This window comes from Alteromonas sp. OM2203 (assembly GCF_048517045.1).
Lineage (GTDB): Bacteria > Pseudomonadota > Gammaproteobacteria > Enterobacterales > Alteromonadaceae > Alteromonas > Alteromonas gracilis.
Genome location: NZ_CP183209.1, coordinates 2330990 through 2349217 on the forward strand (window position 1 = coordinate 2330990; position 18228 = coordinate 2349217).

Annotated in this window: 15 protein-coding genes; all 15 read left to right on the plus strand. The window is 43.5% G+C overall.

The window, feature by feature from the left end:
- The first annotated feature begins 11 nt into the window (after nt 1-11).
- Nucleotides 12-1688: a dihydrolipoyllysine-residue acetyltransferase gene (locus ACM0P2_RS10400; RefSeq protein WP_159118928.1), complete on the plus strand. Its 1677-nt coding sequence runs from the start codon at nt 12-14 to the stop codon at nt 1686-1688.
- A 214-nt stretch (nt 1689-1902) separates the two neighbouring features.
- On the plus strand, nt 1903-2793 hold the full coding sequence (locus tag ACM0P2_RS10405; RefSeq protein ID WP_159118930.1) for a 23S rRNA (adenine(2030)-N(6))-methyltransferase RlmJ: 891 nt from the start codon (nt 1903-1905) through the stop codon (nt 2791-2793).
- Between the two features lie 83 nt (nt 2794-2876).
- Nucleotides 2877-4751 (plus strand): protein kinase domain-containing protein, encoded by a 1875-nt coding sequence (locus ACM0P2_RS10410; RefSeq protein WP_159118932.1) that lies wholly within the window; start codon nt 2877-2879, stop codon nt 4749-4751.
- Nucleotides 4744-5604: an acyl-CoA thioesterase II gene (tesB, locus tag ACM0P2_RS10415; RefSeq protein ID WP_120959242.1), complete on the plus strand. Its 861-nt coding sequence runs from the start codon at nt 4744-4746 to the stop codon at nt 5602-5604. Before ACM0P2_RS10410 ends, tesB begins: the two co-directional genes overlap by 8 nt.
- A gap of 10 nt (nt 5605-5614) precedes the next feature.
- Nucleotides 5615-6139: a gamma carbonic anhydrase family protein gene (locus ACM0P2_RS10420; RefSeq protein ID WP_159118934.1), complete on the plus strand. Its 525-nt coding sequence runs from the start codon at nt 5615-5617 to the stop codon at nt 6137-6139.
- A gap of 499 nt (nt 6140-6638) precedes the next feature.
- Nucleotides 6639-7760 carry a pyridoxal-phosphate-dependent aminotransferase family protein gene (locus ACM0P2_RS10425; protein ID WP_236547120.1) on the plus strand — a complete coding sequence of 374 codons (1122 nt, stop codon included), beginning with the start codon at nt 6639-6641 and terminating at the stop codon, nt 7758-7760.
- Between the two features lie 288 nt (nt 7761-8048).
- On the plus strand, nt 8049-8750 hold the full coding sequence (locus ACM0P2_RS10430) for an SIMPL domain-containing protein (protein WP_159118944.1): 702 nt from the start codon (nt 8049-8051) through the stop codon (nt 8748-8750).
- Between the two features lie 12 nt (nt 8751-8762).
- Nucleotides 8763-9218 (plus strand): GAF domain-containing protein, encoded by a 456-nt coding sequence (locus ACM0P2_RS10435; protein WP_120959238.1) that lies wholly within the window; start codon nt 8763-8765, stop codon nt 9216-9218.
- A 2-nt stretch (nt 9219-9220) separates the two neighbouring features.
- The gene (locus tag ACM0P2_RS10440; RefSeq protein ID WP_025255289.1) at nt 9221-9511 is read left to right on the plus strand and encodes a hypothetical protein; all 291 of its coding nucleotides are present in this window, start codon (nt 9221-9223) and stop codon (nt 9509-9511) included.
- Nucleotides 9512-9527: 16 nt separating this feature from the next.
- Entirely contained in the window at nt 9528-10196 is a 669-nt protein-coding gene (gene proQ, locus ACM0P2_RS10445) for an RNA chaperone ProQ (RefSeq protein WP_105931317.1), read from the plus strand.
- A gap of 3 nt (nt 10197-10199) precedes the next feature.
- Nucleotides 10200-12242, plus strand: coding sequence for a carboxy terminal-processing peptidase (gene prc / locus ACM0P2_RS10450; protein WP_159118946.1), 2043 nt, complete (start codon nt 10200-10202; stop codon nt 12240-12242).
- An 82-nt stretch (nt 12243-12324) separates the two neighbouring features.
- A complete protein-coding gene (locus ACM0P2_RS10455; protein WP_159118947.1) occupies nt 12325-13659 on the plus strand; it encodes a sodium-dependent transporter in 1335 nt (444 codons plus the stop codon).
- 71 nt (nt 13660-13730) lie between these two features.
- The gene (gene nhaC / locus ACM0P2_RS10460; RefSeq protein WP_159118950.1) at nt 13731-15206 is read left to right on the plus strand and encodes a Na+/H+ antiporter NhaC; all 1476 of its coding nucleotides are present in this window, start codon (nt 13731-13733) and stop codon (nt 15204-15206) included.
- A 47-nt stretch (nt 15207-15253) separates the two neighbouring features.
- Nucleotides 15254-17863 carry an aminopeptidase N gene (gene pepN, locus ACM0P2_RS10465; protein ID WP_159118952.1) on the plus strand — a complete coding sequence of 870 codons (2610 nt, stop codon included), beginning with the start codon at nt 15254-15256 and terminating at the stop codon, nt 17861-17863.
- Nucleotides 17850-18092: a DUF2835 family protein gene (locus ACM0P2_RS10470; RefSeq protein WP_105931322.1), complete on the plus strand. Its 243-nt coding sequence runs from the start codon at nt 17850-17852 to the stop codon at nt 18090-18092. Before pepN ends, ACM0P2_RS10470 begins: the two co-directional genes overlap by 14 nt.
- The last annotated feature ends 136 nt before the right edge of the window (nt 18093-18228 follow it).

The following is an 18228-nucleotide window of genomic DNA, read 5'->3' on the forward strand; positions in this document are numbered from 1 at the left end:
GAGACAATGATATGACGATTGAATTTATCTTACCGGACATCGGTGAGGGTATTGTGGAATGTGAACTACTAGAATGGTTAGTCTCTGAAGGTGAGCACATTGAAGAAGATCAGCCTGTTGCAGAGGTAATGACTGACAAAGCGACAGTGCAAATACCTGCAATGCACGCGGGCGTAGTAAATAAATTACACTATGCTGTTGGTGATATCGCAAAAGTGCATGCGCCATTATTTTCAATGACGCCAGACGATGCTGATGTAAACGAAGAACCACAGGCAAAAGATCCCGAGAAGCCTACAAAGGAGACTGCATCTGAGAATGTGAAAAATGATGAGCTTCCGGTGGCGGCTGCTAGCGGCAAACACATAGAAGACTTTATTTTACCTGACATTGGTGAAGGTATTGTTGAATGTGAGATTGTTAAATGGAATGTGGCAGAGGGCGATGTAATTGAAGAAGACCAAGCTGTTGTAGAAGTTATGACTGACAAAGCGGTGGTCGAGATCCCCGCTAAAAACGCAGGAACGGTTCACCGTCTTTATTATGCTCAGGGTGATATTGCCAAAGTACATAGCGCGTTGTTTGCACTTGAAGTTGAGGGTGATAGCAACCCTGCAGACGATACTGAAGGCAGTACAAATGAAGCGTCGCAATCAACGAGCGCAACAATAATAAAAGAGCCATCAAACGCTTCAAATAAGCACTCAGATCAACTAACGTCGTCTAAGTTCAGTGACGGTGAGTTCGAGCCACCCATTGCTATTGAAGGAAAAGTGCTTGCAAGCCCTGCGGTAAGACGTATTGCCAGAGAGCATAATATCGATCTCTCGGCGGTGAACGGTTCGGGGAAAAAAGGGCGCATCTTGAAAGCCGATGTATTGAATATTCAGCAATCGGTTAAAACAGAGTCACCTTCTGAAGATTCAAACAAGCCTCTTACAAACGCAAGCACAAACGAAAACCCCAGTGCGAGTAAGAAAGGTGAGGTCAGAACAGAAAAGGTTCGTGGCATTCAGGCCGCGATGGCTAAGCAAATGTCTGCGTCGGTCTACACCATTCCTCACTTTACGGTAAGTGATGAACTTGTAATGGACAACCTTATGTCGCTTCGGAATTTGCTTAAACCTGAATTTGAAGCAAAAGGTGCCAAGCTAAGTTTCATGCCGTTTTTTGTGAAAGCGATGTCTCTTGCATTAAATGAATTCCCTGTTGTAAATAGCCAATTAAACGACGATGCTAGCGAGCTAAGTTATTATTCTGACCATAATATTGGTTTTGCTGTTGACTCTAAGATTGGATTGCTTGTGCCGAATATAAAACGTGTTCAAGACTTATCACTTTTAGATATCGCGGTTAAAATGCAGGACATTATTGAGCAGGCAAGAGCAGGGCGCGTATCGGGTGAACACTTGAAAGGCGGGACTATTAGCATTTCTAATATCGGCGCCATTGGTGGGATTACCGCCACCCCTGTCATTAACAAACCCGAAGCGGCAATTGTTGCACTGGGTAAAACGCAGAAATTACCTCGGTTTGATGACAGCGGCAACGTGAGTGCTCAACATATTATGGCGGTTAATTGGTCGGGTGATCATCGAATTATTGATGGCGCAACCATGGTTCGCTTCAATAATTTATGGATGAGCTATTTAATACAGCCAGAAAAAATGTTGATGCACTTAAAATAACTGAGTGAAGAATGATGAATAGTTGGTGAAGATAAACATCCATGTGTTCGTCTTTGCCCACAAAATCGTTCAAGTTAATTCCCTTCGCTCGAGGCGAGGTTAAAACAAAAGGTCGATACTTTTTAGTGTCGACCTTTTTTGTTTTATGTACCTAATAGCGTGTAGGCGTTATCATACCCAAAGTTAATGTTAAAAAGAATTTCACAGAGGTTTTGTGCTTAGTTATCAACACGCTTTCCACGCGGGCAATCACGCTGACGTTATCAAGCATTTATGCTGGATAGGCGTAATTAATTCATTAAAGAAAAAAGAAAAGCCCTTTACGCTTTTTGACACCCACGCAGGAGCAGGTGTTTATGACTTAACTGATGCAATGTCGGCAAAAAATAAAGAATATGAAACTGGGATTTCGCGCTTAACCAGCGAAGACTTCAAGGTTCAGAACGCAAAAGAAGCATTGCCCGTTCTTTTAGAAGATTACTTAGCGCTATGTGAACCATTCTTAGCAGACAATGCTTATCCTGGCTCTCCAATTATTAGTGTGAAAGCAAAACGTGAATCTGACTTTTTGCATCTCATGGAACTTCACCCCGGCGAGTTCGAAAAACTTGAGCGCAACATTGCGAAAATAGGGGCAAGGAACAATCACGTGCACAAGCGCGATGGTTATGAGGGATTGCGCGCATTGACACCACCAAAGCCCAATCGCGGTGCAATCTTAATCGACCCCCCCTACGAACGTGCTAATGAATACAGTGATGTGATCAAAGGCGTAGAGCAAGTCTTCAAACGTTGGCAGCAGGCACAAATTATTGTTTGGTACCCTTTACTGTCAGAGCGGGCCGGAGCAAAGCACGGCGCAAGCGAAATCATGTGCGAAAAGCTGGCTCAACTGGGAAAATCATGTTTCAAAGCGGAAATTTGTGTCGCTGAGAATACACCTGATGCAGGCATGTATGGGTCAGGGGTTTTTGTGCTAAATCCACCTTGGCAACTTGATACCCAGCTTGAAAAGGCGCTTGACTGCGTTGTTTCAAGGCTCGGCTCAGTCGACGAGGGTATCAACGCCAGAGCGCGAGTTACATGGGTTATTGAAGATAATTAAACAGCTTTAAGAGCTCAAGGTAGAGTTATCCTTGCTACCTTCAATAACTAAACCCTATTGATAATTAAAGCGAACAAAGAATAATGTCTCAACTCAAAGGTCTTAAGCACTTTTACATACCTGACGAACAGTCAATCTATCTTCTGTCTCACGCGGATGCAAAAAAGCTAAAAGACTGGGTAAACCTCTGTATCTCTCAGCTTGAAAGTTTAGGGTACGATGATATAGAACTTTTGGGGAAAGGCGCATTTGGCTTCGCATTCGCGGGCACTGCGCCCAACGGAGACGCTAGGGTATTTAAATTCTCCCGGATAACATTACCTCAGCATGTTCAAGACAGGCTAGAGGAGGAAGCATTTATGCTTTCTCACGTTAATCATGAATTCGTGCCGCGATTCATCGAATACCAGCAAATTCGAAAACAATCAATTTTAGTTATGGGCCGTGCGCCTGGTGAAGACTTAGAAAAAGTTAGTCTAAAAACTGGTCCGTTATCGCCACGGATCATCGTCAAGCTAGCGGTCCAAGTAGGAGAGCTGCTATCAAGCTTTCGGCAATACAGCGAAAATGGTGAAGTCAAACCTATTGTTCACGGAGACATCAAGCCATCTAACTTAGTATGGGACGAATCGACGGAGACTGTAGGTTTAATTGACTGGGGCTCATCGGTCTTCGCGCAGACGGATATAACAGGGCAGTATGTGGGCAACAATGTGATGGATTTGATGTCAGGTGAACTGCATCAAACCAACGCTAGGCTCGGCGATGTTTATTTTATTGGTGAGGAACAGCTCAACGGCGCACTCTCAAGCCCTCGTTTCGATGAACAAGGATTAGCGAGCACCCTGTATGCGTTAGCATCTGGACAGTCTTGTCGCTATGGAAGCAAAGTAATTACGCCGTCATCGCTAGGGCTTCCAAAAATGTTGGCAAATATATTGGAGTACATGCTCAGTGAAGATCCAGTAAAAAGAAGGCAGGGAGGAGATTACTTGTTTAATCATCTTCACGTATTTAAAAATATGGTATTTACCCATGACACGCCACACCAATACACGCCACTGATCCCAACATGGATAACCCGTAATCATGTCGATATTGAGACGGTTGTATACAGTTCTAGAAAATCTTATTTACGACAACAAGCACGACTTTCCGATTCCATAGATGAAAGGGACGTTGAAGAATTGCGGTATATCGACGACGCTCAATTTGATCGCTATTACAAAAACTACCTTCAAGGTATGGGCGATACAGAAAAGGCGTTTGTATCCGCTATCAGTAGACTCGGTCGATATCCAGTTGTCGGAGGCATGGCTTTGCGCTGGGAGCCCGAAGGAGTATATGTGGACTCCAGTTTAAACTTATATGATGAATCGTTAAAAATGGCATTCGAAATGGCCGTGAATAATGTAATCAACCTAGCAAGAGCCATCCACAAACCTGCCGTGTTTAAGTGCTGTATGTTTAATGCCAAGAACACGCTTCATATTGAACGACAGTCCGAAGTAGTAGAATTTTTCCCGGAACAAGGGATGTTTATACCCTACGAACTATCTAGAGTGTCGGCTCAAAAAGACCAGAGTAGAACACATTCTTATTTCGAAGATGGTGATGACCCTGATGAGTTACTAAAACTACCGCAAATCATTATTGATACAATAATTGAGCTAAATTCAATTCATCACACGGGGTGTATTATCTTTGAAGCACTACCTAAGCACCTAAAAATTCACAATTACTACACGCTACTCGATCACACACAAGAGGAACGCTTTAAAAGTTTGCTGGCCAAGCTAGTGGAGCAGATCCCAAGTATAAAAGGGCTAGGCATTTCTGGGTTTATGAAGTTACCCTATAAAGATACTCGGTTTTTCGAGCACAAAGCCAAGTTGCCTGAAAAGTATTACCCGCGAAACCCAAAAGCAGTTATTGAAGAGAACGCACAACATGTCTGAGATTAAATTATCATCACTTTTTGAATTAGAAACAGTGGAAGCTGGCATCTATCGCGGACAAAGCTGGGATTTAGGCTTCCGAGCTTTATTCGGCGGACAAGTGTTGGGCCAGGCATTGGCCGCTGCCTACGAAACCGTAGCTGATGACAGAGTCGCGCATTCATTTCACACGTATTTTTTATTGCCTGGTGATGCAAAAAAACCTGTCGTTTACGATGTTGAAATTGTGCGGGACGGTCGAAGCTTTTCGGCCCGACGAGTTAAAGCCATTCAAGACGGTAGAAATATTTTCTACATGACGGCTTCTTTTCAAGTTCCTCAGGAAGGGATGGAGCATCAAAACCCAACCATGCCAGAGGTACCACCACCAGAGGAAGTGCAGTCAGACATTGAGTTTTACGAAGCGAATTTCAATAAGATTGCTCGACCTATGCAAGAAGCGTTGAGCTACCATAAACCGGTAGATATTCGAACAGTAGATGCGGCTAATTCTTATCAGTCAACCAAACGTGAGCCTACGCGTTACATCTGGTTAAAAGCAAGAGATGACATGAATGCCCAGCTATCTGTCCATCAAGCTGCACTTGCCTATGCGTCAGATTATCATTTTCTAAGTACGTCTTTGCAGCCTCATGGCGTGGCGGTAACCGATAAGTCTTTGCGTATCGCAACTATTGACCATGCTATGTGGTTCCATCGCCCAATTAACATGAATGAGTGGTTGTTATATGCAATGGAAAGTCCTTTTAGCGGCGGCTCTAGAGGCTTGGTCCGCGGGCAAATATTCAACCAAACTGGTGAACTTGTTGCATCAACCATGCAAGAAGGATTAATGAGAAAGGTAGACGAATAGGGAGACTTTTATGCGCTATAAATTAGGTTCAGCATCACCACAAATAGACGAGAGCGTTTTTATTGCGCCAGGCGCTCATGTTATCGGGAACACAGAACTCAAAGCAGGCGCCAGCGTGTGGTTTAACGCAGTAATTCGCGGCGATATGGACAAAATAACCATTGGAATGCACACAAATATACAAGACGGCAGTGTGCTGCACACAGATTCAGGTATTCCACTAACTTTAGGAAATGGTGTAACGGTGGGTCACAAAGTAATGCTGCATGGCTGTGAAATTGGCGATTATTCGCTAGTGGGCATAAATGCCGTAGTACTTAATGGTGCGAAAATAGGTAAATACTGCATCATAGGCGCTAATGCACTCATTACAGAAAATATGGAAATTCCAGATTACAGCCTTGTTGTTGGCGCGCCTGGCAAAGTCATTCGAACAATGGATGAAACTGTGAAGCCCAAATTAGAAGCTTCTGCAAAACATTATGTGGAAAACGCTAAAATGTATAAAACGTCCCTCGAGGTGATTGAAGCATAACTGATGTGCGGTAAATCGCTGTTCATACCCCATAAAAAATGCCCAGAACAAACGTTCCGGGCCTAGGGGAATGGCTCATTGCTGAGCCGTGCGCTAACTTTTACAGGGAGAGTTTAAGTAAAATCTACTAAACGAACAATTATTATAGGATAACTTTGTTTATTTTATAAACAAATTCATTGTGAATTTTATCTTTCAGCGTTAAAAAATCCGCTGCTAGTTTAGTATTCACTATTATTTCAAAAGTTTAGCGTCTGGTCTGATGAGTGATTATTGATAAAGTTGTGGTTTTCAAAAGCTATACCATCAATCTTTTCATCGTTACAAAGCGTCCTTTATTTCCCAATTTAACTCTGACTAGACTTAGTCATTCACAGCATTTATCTTCACAACAGATGCTTGTCCCATTTTTATAACCTTGTAGTATGTCGAGTGCGTCACTTCATAAGACGATAACAAATATTCTAACAAGGCCCTCTCATTTAAATAAGGATGGATTATGCATTCGTTTTCTACTTTTATTCCCCCTGAACGAACTTTGATGGGACCAGGACCATCCGATGTAAATCCCCGCATTCTAAATGCTATGTCTCGACCAACGCTTGGGCATTTAGATCCGCTTTTCATAGAGTTAATGGATCAGACTAAGCAGTTACTTCAGTATGCGTTTAAAACTGAAAATGCCTTAACTATGCCAATTTCAGCGCCGGGCTCTGCAGGAATGGAAGCTTGCTTCGTTAATTTAGTGGAGCCGGGCGATAAAGTACTCGTCTGTATAAATGGGGTATTCGGTAATCGCATGGTCGAAAATGTAGAACGTTGCGGGGGTGAGGCCATCACCGTAAACAATACTTGGGGAGAACAAACTGACTTGAACCAAGTCGAGGACGCACTTAAAGCTAATCCTGATATCAAAGTTCTTGCTTTTGTGCATGCAGAGACTTCAACAGGTGTTCGAAACGAAGCAAAAGCGCTCTGTGAATTGGCGCAGAAATACGATTGTTTGAGCATCGTTGATGCAGTTACCTCCCTCGGAGGTATTGAGTTAGACGTAGACGGGTGGGGCATTGACGCTATTTATTCCGGCTCGCAAAAATGCTTGAGCTGTGTACCAGGTATATCACCTGTTTCCTTCAGTGACAAAGCGGTACATGTCATTCAAAATCGGAAAACAAAAGTGCAAAGCTGGTTTTTAGATATGAACTTAATTGTTGGCTATTGGGGGCAGGGCGCGAAACGTGCCTATCATCATACCGCCCCGGTCAACAGCATGTATGCCATGTACGAAGCACTTCTTATATTAAAGGAAGAAGGTTTAGAAAACGCTTGGAAACGTCATTCTTCAGGTCATGAAAAACTTGCAACGGGTTTGAGTGAACTCGGTTTGGATCTTACTGTTGATAGCGCTTATCGTTTGCCTCAACTTAACGTGGTGAAGATCCCAGATGGAGTAGATGATGCAGTCATCCGCAAACAACTACTCGAAGATTTCAATTTGGAAATAGGTGCTGGATTAGGTGAGCACGCTGGCAAAGTGTGGAGAATTGGGCTTATGGGCTATGCGTGTAAGCCGCGTAATATCGACCATTGTCTCGCTGCATTGCGCACTGTACTTAAGTAAAGTAGGCTTAAATAAAACCGACGAATATAGTTTTAAAGCAACCGTACTGAACGCTCAGTTGTCATCTCGCCTGGGCGTTCCAAAAACCACAAACAAAATAAGCTGACGTAACGTTCTTGCCTCACTTCAGTCTTGCCTTATAAAAACCGCATCTCGGCGAAGTTATATCTATTCTCTTAGTGGTTCAGTGCTAGTATCTCTACATCGTATCGATTCATAATCCATTCAGTTATAAACACGTACCTTTTGTGCAACGTACTCGAAAACGCTATTAAGAAAGGAAATGCCATGAAAATACTCACGCTTACCAAAAACTTGGTGTTGGCTTCAGTAATTGTTGCTCTGTCTACCCCTTTACTAACAACGCAAGCAGCACAGAATGCCGTTATAAATGTTCAAGGCGCAGGTGCGATAGACGTCACACCAAACGCCTATTCGGTAACACTCGTTGTTGAAGAAGAAGGTGATACGGTTGGCAAGCTAAATAGTCAGCTTGATGCAGATTTACGGTCTATTGTTAAGTTCCTGCTCAATCAAGGCATCGAAGAAAAGCATATTCAGAGCATGCAAGTTCGTCTGCAACCGCGATATATCAATACACCACAAGGTCGTCAGCAATCGGGATTTACGCTCTCACGTGATATCAACGTGACATCTACTAACCTTGAAACTTACGATAAAGTATTAGATGGCGTTCTTAAAAGAGGCGTTGATCGTATCCAACAATTTAATTTTATTGCTATCGGCGAAGCAGAAGCGTATCAAAAAGCATTGATCGCTGCGGTCAAAGACGCAAAGCAACGTGCACACTTATTAGCAAAAGAATTAGAGGTTGAAGTTGGCGAAGTTGTTGCAATCTCAGAATCTGGTGGCAATATGCCGATTCCAGTAATGCGCGCTGAAGCGTTTGCCAAAGACATGTCTATGTCTTTACCGGGGCAAGAACGGGTTGAGGCTCGCATTAATGTTTCATTTAAAATCGTTCAATAGCAGGAAAATCGTTTGAAAGAACAACAGTACAACCAGCTAGTTAGCCAAGCGAAGAGTTTGGTGTCTGGTGAACATGACCTGATTGCCAACATGGCCAATATCAGTGCGCTTCTGTTCAATAATCTTGAAGAAGTTAATTGGGCTGGTTTCTACCTTCATAAAGAAGAACAGTTGGTGTTAGGGCCGTTTCAAGGTCAACCCGCTTGTATCAGAATTCCTCTTGGGAAGGGTGTATGTGGCACGAGCGCAAGCACCAGAACAGTTCAGCGTATTGCTGATGTTCATCAATTTGATGGCCACATTGCGTGTGATGCTGCGTCGAACTCAGAAATTGTTATACCTCTGGTAAAAGACGACACGCTTATTGGTGTACTAGATATCGATAGCCCTGCATTTGAACGTTTCACTGCAGAAGACGAAAAAGGGCTTGTGGAAATTGCTCAAATTCTTATGGATTCGCAGAAATAATTATGAAATCCAGTGTTGATATTCATGTTGTTTTATCTACGTTTGAAGATATGGAAGATTTTCATGATGACCCAGATGAGGCATCTGAACGTTTAAATTTTATCTTACATGCTATTTATGACAACGCTGAAGAAGATATTGAAACACAGCGTTTAGAGCAAATTTTGCACTACGCATGGGAATCTTGGCAACAAGATAAGCATTTATTAGAAATAGATGACGACGAATTGCTTGATTGGGTTGACCACACGCTGGCAACTTGGGATGATGCAAGTAACGATGAAATCTCCTGAATAATTTAGAAAGTTAATGGAATCACCAGAGAAGTTTACCAATAGTAAGGAAGTAATAGCTTTCCTTGCAGAGACCTTTCCGAAATGCTTTAGCATTGAAGGCGAGGCCCGCCCACTTAAGATCGGTATTTTTCAAGATCTTGCCACTCGTTTAGAAGAAGAGGAACGCGTAAGCAAAACACTTCTTCGTTCTACGCTACGTCATTACACCAACAGCTGGCGCTATCTTCATAGCATCAAAGAAGGTGCTAATCGCGTAGATTTAGACGGCGTAGAAGGCGATGCTATTGAAAAAGAACACGCTGACCATGCGCAGCAGCAGCTTGAAGAAAGCAAAGCTAAAGCCGCTGAAAAGCGTAAAGCTAAGCTAGCTCAACAGCCCAAGCGCAAAGATAAACGCCAATTTAATCGTCCAAAGGGTGAAAAATCGGCGAATTCGGACCATGCTGACGCTAAACGCGGAACTAAACCGAAAAATAATAGACCAAACACTACACCACCTGCGAAATTGACGGACAGCGATCTACAGCAAGGTACACAAGTTACTGTTAAGCTAGGCAAGGCACCTATGCCGGCAGTGATAACTGAGGTTGCTAAAGATGGCGTTCACGTTCAATTAGACTCGGGTATGGTGGTTAAAGTAAACGCAGACGCTTTACGTTTGGCACGCTCCAAGAGGTCGTAAAATATGAGAGACATCCTTCGAATTTCCATCGCCAGTGCATTTCTTACCGTTGGGGTAGGTGCAGGCGCCGTTACATCAACACCTGAAGTAGACGAGCTTCCTATATTGCAACAGGAATCTCAGCACAGTGTTGCTGCAAAGCGAGTAAGTGCACTTTTCACAAGGGCGCACTACAAGGAAATATCGTTGGATGATGTACTCTCTGCCAGGGTTTACCAGCGCTTTATTGATTCATTAGATCACAATAAACAAGTACTGTTGTTGTCTGATGTAGTAGGTTTTGAGAAGTACCGAACGTTATTCGATGACGCGCTGAGTAAAGGCAACCTTTCTGTAGCCTATGATATGTATAACGTAAGTGCGAAACGTCGTATTGAACGTTACGAGTTTGCACTATCGCTACTAGAAAAGGGCCCATTCGACTTCGAAAAGGAAGGCGATAAATTCTACTACGACAGAGAAGATGCGGAATGGCCTGCTAGCAAAGCTGAGCTTGATGAAATTTGGCGTCAGCGTGTTAAGTACGATGCGTTGAACCTAATTCTTGCCGATAAAACGTGGGACGAAGCAAAAGAGCTTCTTACCAAACGTTACACGCGAGCGATTAAACGCACTAAGCAAGCAAAAAGCGAAGATGTTTTTCAAACCGCAATGAATGCGTTTGCTCGAACAATCGAAGCTCATACAAGTTATTTATCCCCCCGTAATGCAGAGCGTTTTCAAATGGACATGAATCTATCATTTGAAGGCATAGGCGCTGTACTGCAGAGCGAAGACGATTATACCGTCATCAAAAGTGTTGTGCCTGGTGGCCCTGCTGATGAATCAGGAGCTATCAAGCCAGAAGATAAGATTGTGGGCGTTGCCCAAGACGATGAAGAGTTTGTTGACGTAATCGGTTGGCGTCTTGACGAGGTCGTTGAATTAATAAAAGGCCCAAAGGGTAGTACCGTTCGCCTTCAAGTTGAGAAAGGCGCATCAGAATCCAAATCAACTTCAGTTGTCAGCCTTACTCGCGATAAAATCAAGCTCGAGGATCGCGCCGCCAAATCTGAAGTATATGTGCCCGAAACAGGTCCTCATGCCGGTGAGCCTCTTGGCGTAATCACTATTCCAAGCTTTTATAATAATTTAAGCATGGATGTGGCAAAGGAAATCGAAAGCCTAAAAGCACAAAACGTAAAAGGGGTAATCGTAGATTTGCGTGGTAACGGCGGTGGTTCTCTCACAGAAGCTACACTGCTCACTGGCTTATTCATCGAAAAAGGCCCAGTTGTGCAAATCCGCTACGGTCAAAGTAAAGTAAGCGTAAACCGCGATACTGACGGGGAAGTAGCTTACGATGGACCGCTTACCGTATTGGTTGATAGATATAGCGCGTCTGCCTCGGAAATCTTTGCAGCGGCTATGCAAGACTATAACCGAGCTTTAATTGTAGGTGAACAAACCTTTGGTAAAGGTACAGTTCAGCAGCATCGCGGTTTAGGTAAAATTTACGATCTTTACGATAACCCATTAGGCAGTGTTCAATTCACTATAGCTAAGTTCTATCGTATTGATGGAGGAAGCACCCAGCATAAAGGGGTGATCCCTGACATTCTTTATCCGTCTGCGGTAGAGCCAGCAGAGTGGGGCGAATCCCAAGCTGAGAATGCGTTACCGTGGGATAGCATCAATCGTGCGAACTACACGACATTCGCTGATGGCACCGCAGCCTTGGACGTGTTAACGGCTAAACACAATAAGCGCATTCTTCAAGACCCAGAATTTTCGTACATTAATGACGATATTGAAGAGTATAAAAAGAACAAAGATAAAAATTTCATTTCTCTTGTGAAATCTGTACGTGAAGCCGAGAAAAAGGAAGCGGAAGAGAAATCCCTTGCTCGTGCTAACGAACGTTTACAGCGTATGGGCATGGAAACTGTGACAACATTGGACGACTTACCTGAAGATATGGAAGAATTGGATCCATTCTTGGATGAAGCGGCGAATATCACATTCGATATGATTGAAACAGGCCGTTACGCTATCACAAGAAATTAAGTGATTAGAAAAAAGGGCTGGTCTAGGGCCAGCCCTTTTTTTGTGTCTATAAATTATTAAAACAATAATAAAGGGAAATAACATGGCTATCAGAGGCGAATTTTCCTCTCGAATTGGGTTCGTGCTAGCAGCGGCAGGCTCAGCAGTTGGGCTAGGCAATATTTGGGGCTTTCCAACAAAGGTAGCAAGCAACGGCGGGGCAGCATTTGTACTTGTTTACTTATTACTTGCTTTTGTTCTTGCCTATCCTGTACTTATGGCAGAGCTTATTATAGGCCGCAGTACACGCTCAAATATGGTCGATGCGCTAGGAAAAATCTCGGGTAATTTCGCCGGCAGGCTTACGGGAATTTGGGGCTGCATCACCGTATCGCTCATCCTCGCGTTCTATGCGATTGTGGGCGGTTGGATGCTTGTTTATTTTGCCGATGCTGCAGTAAGTATGGTGGGATTGACCAATGTAAGTGACTGGCTGCTTACATCATCAGTTACGCGTAACGTTATTTTCTGCTTTTTATTCATGGGCTTAACTGCATTTATTGTGGTTGGCGGCGTAAAGTCGGGTATCGAAAAGTGGTCAGTACGTCTCATGCCCACCTTAGTTATCCTTATCCTTGCCTTAATCGTTTATGTGAGTATGCAGCCAGGTGCTGTAGAGGGTTGGTCAGCTTACCTAGTGCCTGATTTTTCCCGTGTATTGGACCCAGACCTTTTGATCAATGCAATGGGACAAGCATTCTTCTCCATGTCGTTAGGTGTAGGTACTATGCTGGTTTACGGCTCATACTTAAGTAAAAATGAAAACCTACCAAGTATCGGGGCATCTGTAGCGCTAGTCGATATCGGTGTTGCGGTAATCGCTGGTATGCTAATCATTCCGGCCATGTACGTTGCACTAAACAATGGTGTTGAGATTTTTACACCAGAGGGTGCATTAATCCAGGGCGACACGCTTATATTCAAGGTGCTACCGGCGTTATTCGATACCATTGGCACTGTAGGGTTATTTGTTGCTTTCACGTTTTTCGCTCTTATGGCAATAGCTGCAGTAACCTCTTCTATATCAATGCTGGAAGTACCTGTCGCTTACATGGTTGAAAGCAAGGGGCTACAACGCAAAAAAGCGGTTGTACTCATGTCTTCAATAATCTTTGCGCTAAGCTGCATTATCATATTGAACTTTGAAACTCTGTTCGGTTTTGTTATCGCATTAACCACTGAGTATAGCCAGCCGCTTTTAGGTCTTGTGCTTTGTATCTTTGCTGGATGGGTCTGGCGTAGAGACGCGATACTCGATGAACTAAAAGAAGGTGACGAGTTTGCGGAACACAGCGTTTTCTGGAAAATTTGGCCGTGGTATGTGCGCTTCGTGTGCCCGGTAATCATCGCCTTAATGTTCTATCGCTCAGTATTCTAAAGCGAGCAAAAAACAGCGAACAGCACGCTTTACGCGTAAAAACGACAATAATAAGGTTTTTAAAAACGACAATGACGAATAAAGAAATAAAAACGCCGTCACTCCTCGATGCAATACTTCCTATCGTTGCCTTAGTGGTAATGATGGGAAGCGCGGTATATCTGTTTGCAGATAATTCTTCATATGGGCCAAACCAGATTGCGTTACTTCTGGCTATGGGTTTAGCCGCCATTATCGGCATGAAAAACGGCTATAGTTGGAAGACCATTGAAAAAGGGATTGTAGACGGCATCTCTATGTCTTTAGGTGCGTGCCTCATATTATTAGCGGTAGGCTCACTTATTGGTACATGGATGTTAGCTGGAACAGTACCTACTTTAATCTACTTTGGTTTAGAACTCCTCAATCCTTCTTTTTTCTATGCAGCTGCATGTCTTATCTGTGCTGTAGTGGCAATGAGTATTGGTAGTTCATGGACCACGGCAGCGACGGTAGGTGTAGCACTAATGGGCGTTTCCGCAGGCATGGAGATGTCGGCGGCTATTACTGCAGGTGCTGTGGTCTCTGGTGCTTACTTTGGCGATAAAATTTCACCATTATCAGAAACAACTAACTTGGCCCCAGCAGTTGCAGGAACCGATTTATTCGAACATATACGTTACATGCTATGGACCACAATCCCAAGCTTTGTAATTGCACTTATTCTATTTACCGTTCTTGGGTTTAGTGAAGTAGGCGAGGCAAAAGCTGAGCGCATTGAACAGATGCAGCTTTTACTCAATGAGTCTTTTGATTTAGGTTGGCACCTGCTTATCCCTCTTGTTGTATTACTTACTTTAGCAATCAAAAAAATGCCTGCGTTCCCCGCGGTTTTCATAGGTGCATTGTTAGGTGGCATCTGGGCTGTGGTTTTTCAATGGGACGTTGTAACGTCTATGGCAAGTAGCGATGACTCTGCAAATATCGGTGCCCTAAAAGTCGTATGGACGGCGCTATTTGACGGCGTAAGTTTCTCTACGCCTGATGAGAATTTGAACAGCTTATTATCCCGCGGCGGCATGTCTTCTATGCTCAATACCATTTGGCTTATCATCTGTGCGATGTCTTTCGGTGCAGTACTTGAGCGTGTTGGGCTACTAAAGCGCGCCGTTTCTGCCATATTAATAGGCGCAAAATCAGCAGGTGATATGGTAAGCCGAACCATTCTTACCTGTTTTGGTACGAACTTAGTCACGGCCGATCAGTATATTTCTATCGTCATGCCTGGCCGCATGTATAAAGAGGAATTTAAAAAGCGAGGGTTAGACCAGCTTAACCTTTCTCGTAGTCTTGAAGACGGCGGTACACTTACATCTCCACTTATTCCTTGGAACACCTGTGGTGCCTACATGCACAGTGTATTATTGGTAAACCCATTTGATTATGTATTCTATGCATTCTTTAACGTAATCAACCCGATCCTTGCTGTTGTGTACGCGTATTTAGGTATTAAGATTCTACGTATTACACCACCACACGTTGAAGTTAACAGTAAAGAAACGGTTTAACCAAACGTTCCAAATAAATCCACGTAGGCTTTCTTTTAGGAGGATCTATGTCAGTTCAAGCTAAACGCCGGGCGGATTATCAGCCGCCCGCTTTTTCAATAGCGACAGTTGACCTACATATTACGCTACATCCAACGCAAACTCAGGTTATCAGTACATTATCTGTCACACGTAATGGCAATCACGATAGCCCTTTAATCCTTGATGGCGATAACTTATCACTTAACACTATTGCCATTAACGGTAATGCTCTATCTGATGACAAGTACACAGTGTCTGATACGTTGTTAAGCATTTCCACTCATCTCGATGAATTTGTCTTAGAAATTACCAACACCATTGCCCCTGAGCAAAATAAAGCCCTTGAAGGCTTGTATTTATCGGGCGGCGCCTATTGCACACAGTGTGAAGCTGAAGGATTCCGTCGAATTACCTATTTTATGGACCGCCCCGATGTTTTATCGGTCTACACAGTTACGGTAGTTGCAGACAAATCAGTGCCGATGCTTTTAGCCAATGGCAATCCAGTGGACAAGGGCGACGTAGGCGAGAACACCCATTTCGTGAAATGGCATGACCCGCATCCCAAACCTTGTTACCTTTTTGCATTGGTTGCCGGTGATTTCGATTTACTTACCGACAGCTACACAACGACAAGCGGTAAAGAGGTTGCGCTAGAGTTGTATGTCGATAAAGGCAAAAAGTCTCAGGGCGTATTCGCGTTAGAATCGCTTAAGCGAGCAATGAAATGGGACGAAGATATTTTCGGTCTAGAGTACGACTTAGATATTTATATGATAGTCGCTGTCGACTTCTTCAATATGGGAGCGATGGAAAACAAGGGCTTGAATGTCTTTAATAGCAAGTTTGTCCTAGCCGACCAAAAAAGCGCAACTGACGATGACTTTTTTAATGTTGAATCGGTTATCGCGCACGAGTATTTTCACAACTGGACGGGTAACCGAGTCACGTGTCGCGATTGGTTCCAGCTAAGCCTTAAAGAAGGGCTGACGGTATTTAGGGACCAGCAGTTTAGCGCAGATATGACTTCGGCGTTAAGCAATCGCATAAAACATGTTCGCGTTATGCGAGAGCACCAGTTTGCTGAAGATGCCAGCGCGATGAGCCATCCAATTCGCCCTGAAGAAGTGATTGAAATGAATAACTTCTACACAGTAACGGTTTATGACAAAGGGGCAGAAGTTATTCGTATGTTCCATACGTTGCTAGGGCCAGAAGGCTTCAGGCGAGGTATGGATGAATATTTTAGACGGCATGACGGTCAGGCAGTCACGTGTGACGATTTTATATCGGCAATGCAATCAGCAACGGACTTGGATTTAACCCAGTTTTCACGCTGGTATAGCCAATCTGGCACGCCGATAATTACCGTTGAGCATAGCACTGAGTCTGCTGAAAACGGCACGTTTAAGCATACTTTCACGCTCTCTCAGCATACGCCAGCAACGTCTGACCAAAGCGAGAAGCAACCGCTGTATATTCCGGTTAATATCGAGATTATAGATAAACAGGGTAATACTTACACCGACAACGAATCGCTCATTCAAAACGGCATGATTGTTTTAAAAGATGCCTCCGTGCGTTTTACAGTAGATGCTCAAAGTGCTGATCTGACACCTGTAGTATTAGGAAACTTTTCAGCGCCAGCGAGAGTAGAGAACCCACTGGAGACAGACGCTCTGCTTACCATTTTTAAACATTCAAAAGACCCGTTTAATCGTTGGGACGCAATGCAAACGCTTTACGATCGTTGTATTAAGCAATTAGAAGCGTCGCCGGGTGCTGAAATCAGCAACGATATCTGGAACGGTATTAAGCAAGCTATTGCCCAAGAACAAGATAATCTTGAACTGCTAGGTGAATGTTTAGTTATTCCCTCATTTGAGACATTGTGCCAAAGCAGAAGCAATATCAATGTGGCTGCACTTTCAAAGGCAAGAAAAGCGTTCTGTGACCAATATGCTCGTTCGTTAGAGCAAGAATTATTGAACGTGTTCAATAATATTGAACTGAGTGCTTATAGTTACACGCAGGACGCGATAAACAGACGCCGCTGTAAAAATGTCGTACTTGCACACCTAGCAAGGTTACCTCAACACGAAGGCATGGTAATAGCGCAGTTTGATAGCGCAGATAACATGACCGACACGCTAGGGGCACTTAGAAGTGCGCAGCACTGCAGTTCAGTAACTTTCGATAGCCTGATGGCTCAATTTGAAGAAACCTGGAATCACGATCCGCTTGTATTGGATAAATGGTTCGCGCTCCACGCTACGCAAAACCGTGACGATATATTCGCCACTATTACTATGTTGTGTGAGCACCCACAGTTTGCAATGAGTAATCCGAATCGCGTTCGCTCCGTTATTGGAAGTTTTGCTTTCTACAATAGTGAAAAGTTTCACTCATTAGATGGTAGCGGATATAAATTTGTGACCGATTACTTGCTCAAACTTGATGCGGTCAACCCTCAAGTTGCAGCTCGCATAGTAACGCCTTTAACTCAATGGCAAGGTTTTGCTATTGAGCATCAACAACAAATGAAACAACAACTCGGTCGTTTATTAAATCATAAAGGGCTGAGCAAAGATGTCTTCGAAAAAGTAAGTAAAAGCCTTGCTTATGACAAGCACTAGCCCGACTGACTCGGTTTTTTATTTTTCTATAAACGCACCTTACAAACAATGTGAGGTGCTTTACATTCCTACTATGCCAGATGTTGTTATGGTGAGTGAATCTGGTCTGAGCGTTCAAGTGCCTACTAATCGTCTCAGACAGTTTGTTACCTCTGATGGCATCAAAGGTCGTTTTAGGATGGTCGTCGACGCTAACAAAAAAATTAAGTCTTTTGAAAGGCTCTCATAGAGCCTTTATATTTGAATAAAATCTATTACCTTAACTCATTACCTTTTACACATCTCAACAGCACGAAAGGGGACTTTAGTATGTCCAAAGCCCTTAAAAAATCCTAAAAAACGATTTCCCCCCAAAAATTCGTACA

What these genes read in the sequence shown, in the direction of transcription:
- ACM0P2_RS10400 (WP_159118928.1), top strand. Translation starts at nt 12, where the DNA reads ATGACGATTGAATTTATCTTACCGGACATCGGTGAGGGTATTGTGGAA.
- ACM0P2_RS10410 (WP_159118932.1), top strand. Translation starts at nt 2,877, where the DNA reads ATGTCTCAACTCAAAGGTCTTAAGCACTTTTACATACCTGACGAACAG.
- tesB (WP_120959242.1), top strand. Translation starts at nt 4,744, where the DNA reads ATGTCTGAGATTAAATTATCATCACTTTTTGAATTAGAAACAGTGGAA.
- ACM0P2_RS10420 (WP_159118934.1), top strand. Translation starts at nt 5,615, where the DNA reads ATGCGCTATAAATTAGGTTCAGCATCACCACAAATAGACGAGAGCGTT.
- ACM0P2_RS10425 (WP_236547120.1), top strand. Translation starts at nt 6,639, where the DNA reads ATGCATTCGTTTTCTACTTTTATTCCCCCTGAACGAACTTTGATGGGA.
- ACM0P2_RS10430 (WP_159118944.1), top strand. Translation starts at nt 8,049, where the DNA reads ATGAAAATACTCACGCTTACCAAAAACTTGGTGTTGGCTTCAGTAATT.
- ACM0P2_RS10440 (WP_025255289.1), top strand. Translation starts at nt 9,221, where the DNA reads ATGAAATCCAGTGTTGATATTCATGTTGTTTTATCTACGTTTGAAGAT.
- proQ (WP_105931317.1), top strand. Translation starts at nt 9,528, where the DNA reads ATGGAATCACCAGAGAAGTTTACCAATAGTAAGGAAGTAATAGCTTTC.
- prc (WP_159118946.1), top strand. Translation starts at nt 10,200, where the DNA reads ATGAGAGACATCCTTCGAATTTCCATCGCCAGTGCATTTCTTACCGTT.
- ACM0P2_RS10455 (WP_159118947.1), top strand. Translation starts at nt 12,325, where the DNA reads ATGGCTATCAGAGGCGAATTTTCCTCTCGAATTGGGTTCGTGCTAGCA.
- nhaC (WP_159118950.1), top strand. Translation starts at nt 13,731, where the DNA reads ATGACGAATAAAGAAATAAAAACGCCGTCACTCCTCGATGCAATACTT.
- pepN (WP_159118952.1), top strand. Translation starts at nt 15,254, where the DNA reads ATGTCAGTTCAAGCTAAACGCCGGGCGGATTATCAGCCGCCCGCTTTT.
- ACM0P2_RS10470 (WP_105931322.1), top strand. Translation starts at nt 17,850, where the DNA reads ATGACAAGCACTAGCCCGACTGACTCGGTTTTTTATTTTTCTATAAAC.